The organism is Acidobacteriota bacterium, assembly GCA_022340665.1.
Classification (GTDB): domain Bacteria; phylum Acidobacteriota; class Thermoanaerobaculia; order Thermoanaerobaculales; family Sulfomarinibacteraceae; genus Sulfomarinibacter.
Window position 1 is genome coordinate 1 of the sequence record JAJDNM010000093.1, and the last position, 4,403, is coordinate 4,403.

A 4,403-nucleotide genomic window follows, 5' to 3' on the forward strand; every position below is an offset into this window, starting at 1 on the left:
CGGACCTTTCGACCAAAACCGGCAGAAGCATCGGTCCATTCTGGCTCGCCGCTGGAACCTCGAAATCGACCAGCCCGAGAAAGTGCTGCCCAGAAAAGCCTTCTTCGATAGCGAGCCGGGCCGAGTAGGCTCCCGGCGGCAAATCCGCCCGATGGACGACACACAAATCCGGCACGGCCGAGGCTCGATCGATCCGCGTCGGTTCAACGGTGATCGATCGGCTTATGGGTGCTACCAGCTCACCAGTCTCGGAGAAGATGTATCCGTAGACCCCGATTTCGAGCTCGCCGTTCGGCTGAGCGCGAAGCAGGTTCGAAAGGTCGACCTGGGCCACCAGTTGCGTCTGCCACCCGCCGCGCGCACTTTCTCCGAAGGGGACGACCGCCCACGCCACCTCTCCGTCAAGGGTGCCCCCCGATCGTCCCGCCGCCAGCAACGTCACGATGTGTTGCGGGACCACTGGGGCTGCGTCCGAAGCGTCGGTTTGATGGACCGCGGTGGTCCGTCCGCCAATTTCGGGCTCGGCAGGGAACGACACCGCGACGCAGACCGCGGTGGCGATCAGAAGACGCAAGCCAAAGCTCGATGCCGCTGTCTCACGCGTGACCCTGGGGCAGCAATTTCTGCCGAGCGCAGTCCGCATCACAGTTTGACCTCACCGACGTTGAGGTCGACCGTCAAGGTCGAATCGACGTTGCCGAGCTCGTCGCGCACACCGACGGCGACCCTCTGCGCACCCTCACGCATCGCCAACCCCAGAATGAACTCCGCATTCTGCTGGAGGGCGGAGAGGAACTGGTCGTGCGGAATCTTCACCGGGTAAATCCTGCGCTCCATCTCCGCGAGACCACCCTCCGCATCCCTGACCGCAACGATCACCGAGACCCTTCCCTCGTGTTCAGCCGATCTCGGGAGCAGCGAAAGCTGTGATAACGGCACACGGACGACGATCGGCACCAGAAAGAGGCCGTCCTCGCGCGGCTCCTGATCCCGGCATTCGAGCGACACGCCGAGCGGGTTTTCCGTCAGACCGAGTATTGCGGCAGTCAGCGTCCGGTCGGCTATCCGGGACGCACCGCCGACATCTTCATAACCTGCACGATGCCGCAGCTCCAGCTTCTCCCGATCGACCTCGACCCTGATGCGGTGGTAGTCCCCGTCTCCGGCGTGAGGCGGGCGATATCCGAGCGAGTAGTAACTGGCAAACTCTTCCGCGAGCTCGTTCATCTCGCGGTCCAGCCCACGACCATTCTCCAGCACCCGACCGCCGGTCACACGGGCGAGCAGAACATCGGCACGAATACCCTCCAGCTGGGTTTTCGTGTCGATGCTGGTGCCGATGGTCACGCCACCTTCGCGATCCGCACCGGACGAAGATGCCGAACTTCTCCCAGGAGATGTCACGGCGAAAAAGGTGACCCGGTCGGCATTGGCGTTCTTCGCCAGCTCGCTCACCGACGAGCTGAGGTCGAATTTCTGGGCCTCGATGGTGGGATTGATACTGGTGGCGTTCGCAACGTAGGAGAAGACACGTTCCCATTCGTGAAAGAGATTGGCGCCAGGACTGCCGTCGATTCCATCACTCAATACGAGCACTACCTTTCGCCCGTGCAGCCCGGCCAGAGAACGGGTCAAGCGGCGGAGTTGGATGAGAGTTTCTTCGGTCTGAACCATCGACGCCGCTGCAAAGGCTTTGACGTGTTGCACGTAAGTGAGCGCAGACGTCGAGCCGAAATCCCGCATCTCCAGCGGTCGCATACGACGGTCGTCCGGCAAAGCGGAGTGGCCCGATGGTGGGTTCTGCTCCGCCAGGGTCTGCATCTCGCGCCGAATACGGTCCTCTTCCGTGCGCAAGCTGGTGCTGCCCGCCTCTCCGAGCTGCTCGAGCGCCGTGCGCAGCCGATCACCGTCGTTGGTGAACGGCTGGAGAATCTGCAAGTGGTCGGTGCTTCGCGCCAACATCACATAGGAATTTCCGGGGAGCCCGGGCAAAAGCGCACCCAGAGCCTCGAGCGAGCTCCGGCGGTTTGCAGGTGAGAGATTGCTGTCGACCATCACGATCGTCAGGTAGAGGTCCTGATCTGCCTCGGCCGCGAGACTCACGGGAGGAGCTCCCGTACCAGTCGGCACCACACCCGGCGCCGCATAGAAGTGGGTGATCTCCATCGGTCTGTTGTCCTCGAAGACCTCGAAGTCTTCAGAGGTCAAGCCGGGGAACGGCCGGCCTTTGGTATCCGTCACCAGAACCTCGACGTTGACGACAGACACCTCGATCGGCTCGAAGAAGGTCCGCTCCGGCGGGTTTTCGTCCTGAGAGAATGAGGGGAGAGCACTACCGAGGCTCAGCATCAGGCACACGACGAGCGCCATGAACCTCCACTCGGGCTGCTTTCTCGCCACTCGATGCCGGAGCACTCGTGCGTATGAATGTATCGTTCGCGCGCTCTGAAATTCTGCGTGCCGCTCCGGGTCATGGCTCCAACGCGATCCTCTCCGGAACATACCCCACCTCTCCTTCGCCCAGCGCGATGTCACGATCTCAGCTCTTCCGCACCGGCCCCGCCGGAAGGCGCCCATCGTAGGTTTTACGCCCCGGGAATCGTCGAGTTTCGCGACGATCTCTCATATCGGTCGTCTGCCGGGATTTCGCCTGTCCGGCGTAGGCTTTCCGCCGATTTCACCGTCAGGACTGCAACCCCAGAGATATCCGAGAAACCGTACAGCCAACCGAAATGTCGTACGACGGCGGTCTTTTGAGCGCACGCGCGAGGGTCAGAAGGTGGCAGGATTCTTGCTTTCCTTATTTCACCTGATAGGTAGTCCCATTTTGGAGGAATGGAGATTTATCTGATGATATGCCAGAAACGGTATCACCATCGGAAGGAGGTCAGAGAAGGCGCGTAGGGGGAGTTGAACGCGCTGCGTACGAGCTGGCCTTTTATTGGTTCCAAAAATCACCAACCGACAACAGGAGGAATAGGTATGAACAGGCACTGGAAGATCCTCACGACCGTCTTGGTCTGCCTGCTGGCAGCGGGCAATCTGATGGCCCAGTCGGCGCGTGGCGGGATCCAGGGCACGGTGAAGGACTCGGCCGGAGTGGCGCTGCCGGGCGTCACGGTGGTGATCGATTCCGAAGCCATGCAGGGAACCCGTTCGACTGTCACCGACACCAACGGGACGTTTCGTTTCCCGCTGGTGCCGCCCGGAGTCTACACGGCGGTCTTCGCGCTCAGCGGCTACCAACGATATGAGCAACAAAACGTCAGGGTCGGTCTCGAGCAGACCATCACCCTGGACGTGAACATGAGTTCCACCTTCACCGAAGAGGTGATGGTCACCGCCGAGTCGCCGGTGATCGATACCACCTCGCCGGCCATCGGCAGCGATTTCAACCAGACGCTGCTCAACGACGTGCCGCTCGGTCGTGAGTTCAACGACATCACGTTCCTCGCGACCGGCGCGGTCGACGGCGGGGGGCTCGCCAACGACGCGCTCGGCGGCAACCCCTCCATCATGGGCGCCTCGGCGCTCGAGAACCGCTACGTCGTCGATCAGCTCGACACCACCGACGTGGCCGAGGGCCGCGCCGGAACCCAGATCTCGACCAGCTTCATCTCGGAGATGCAGGTCAAGGTCGGCGGGTACGAGGCCGAGTACGGCGGCGCGCTGGGCGGCGTGGTCAACATGATCACCAAGTCGGGCGGCAACGAGTTCCACGGCGACGTCTTCGGATACTTCTCCAACGACTCGATGTGGGCGGACGCGGAGGTCCCCGAGACCCGCGGCGACTCGCGCACGGTCGACAGCGAGTGGGACGTCGGCTTCACGATCGGCGGCAAGATCATCACCGACAAGCTGTGGTTCTTCGCCGGTTACAACCCCAACAACTTCGATCAGAACATCGTCAACGACGTTTATGGAATCGACGACACGATCCTGCAGACCAACGATTTCATCCGCACCTACGAGAAGGGCTTCTACTCGGGCAAGCTGACGTGGCAGCTGAATCAGAACAACTCGATCACAGCCACCGCGCTCGGTGACCCGACAACGATCACCAACGATTTCAGCACCTCGAACTTCGTCGATTCCCCGTTTGCCGTGACCGACCAGTTCTACGACACAGACGAGGGCGGTCTGAACTGGGGCGTGAACTGGAACAGCGTGCTCGGGCAGAGCCTGATGCTGGAGGCGAGCTACGGCCACCACCAGAGCAAGCAGGAGTACGTGCCCAACACCGACGTCACTGCCTACCAGGATCAGACAGATGATGGTGACTGGTCCGGCGGCGCCAGCGACACGTTCTTCGGCGGCCCGCAGTTCCAGCAGCTCAAGGACGATCGCACCCGCGACCAGGTCCGGGTTGCTCTGAGCTGGTTCCTCGGCCAGAACCACGAAAT

The 4,403-nt window shown here is 61.8% G+C and carries 3 protein-coding genes; 1 reads left to right on the plus strand and 2 read right to left on the minus strand.

Going from position 1 to position 4,403, the window contains the following annotated elements:
• On the minus strand, positions 1-643 hold a 643-nt coding region (locus LJE93_11195), incomplete at its 3' end, for a hypothetical protein (protein ID MCG6949468.1).
• A complete protein-coding gene (locus LJE93_11200) occupies positions 643-2,370 on the minus strand; it encodes a VWA domain-containing protein (GenBank protein MCG6949469.1) in 1,728 nt (575 codons plus the stop codon). The genes LJE93_11195 and LJE93_11200, both read right to left, overlap by 1 nt.
• A 612-nt stretch (positions 2,371-2,982) precedes the next feature.
• On the opposite strand from LJE93_11200, the gene LJE93_11205 reads away from it, so the two are divergent.
• Positions 2,983-4,403, plus strand: a 1,421-nt coding sequence (locus LJE93_11205) for a TonB-dependent receptor (protein MCG6949470.1), incomplete at its 3' end; no start/stop codon positions are given.

What these genes read in the sequence shown, in the direction of transcription:
- LJE93_11200 (MCG6949469.1), bottom strand. Translation starts at nt 2,370, where the DNA reads ATGGCGCTCGTCGTGTGCCTGATGCTGAGCCTCGGTAGTGCTCTCCCC.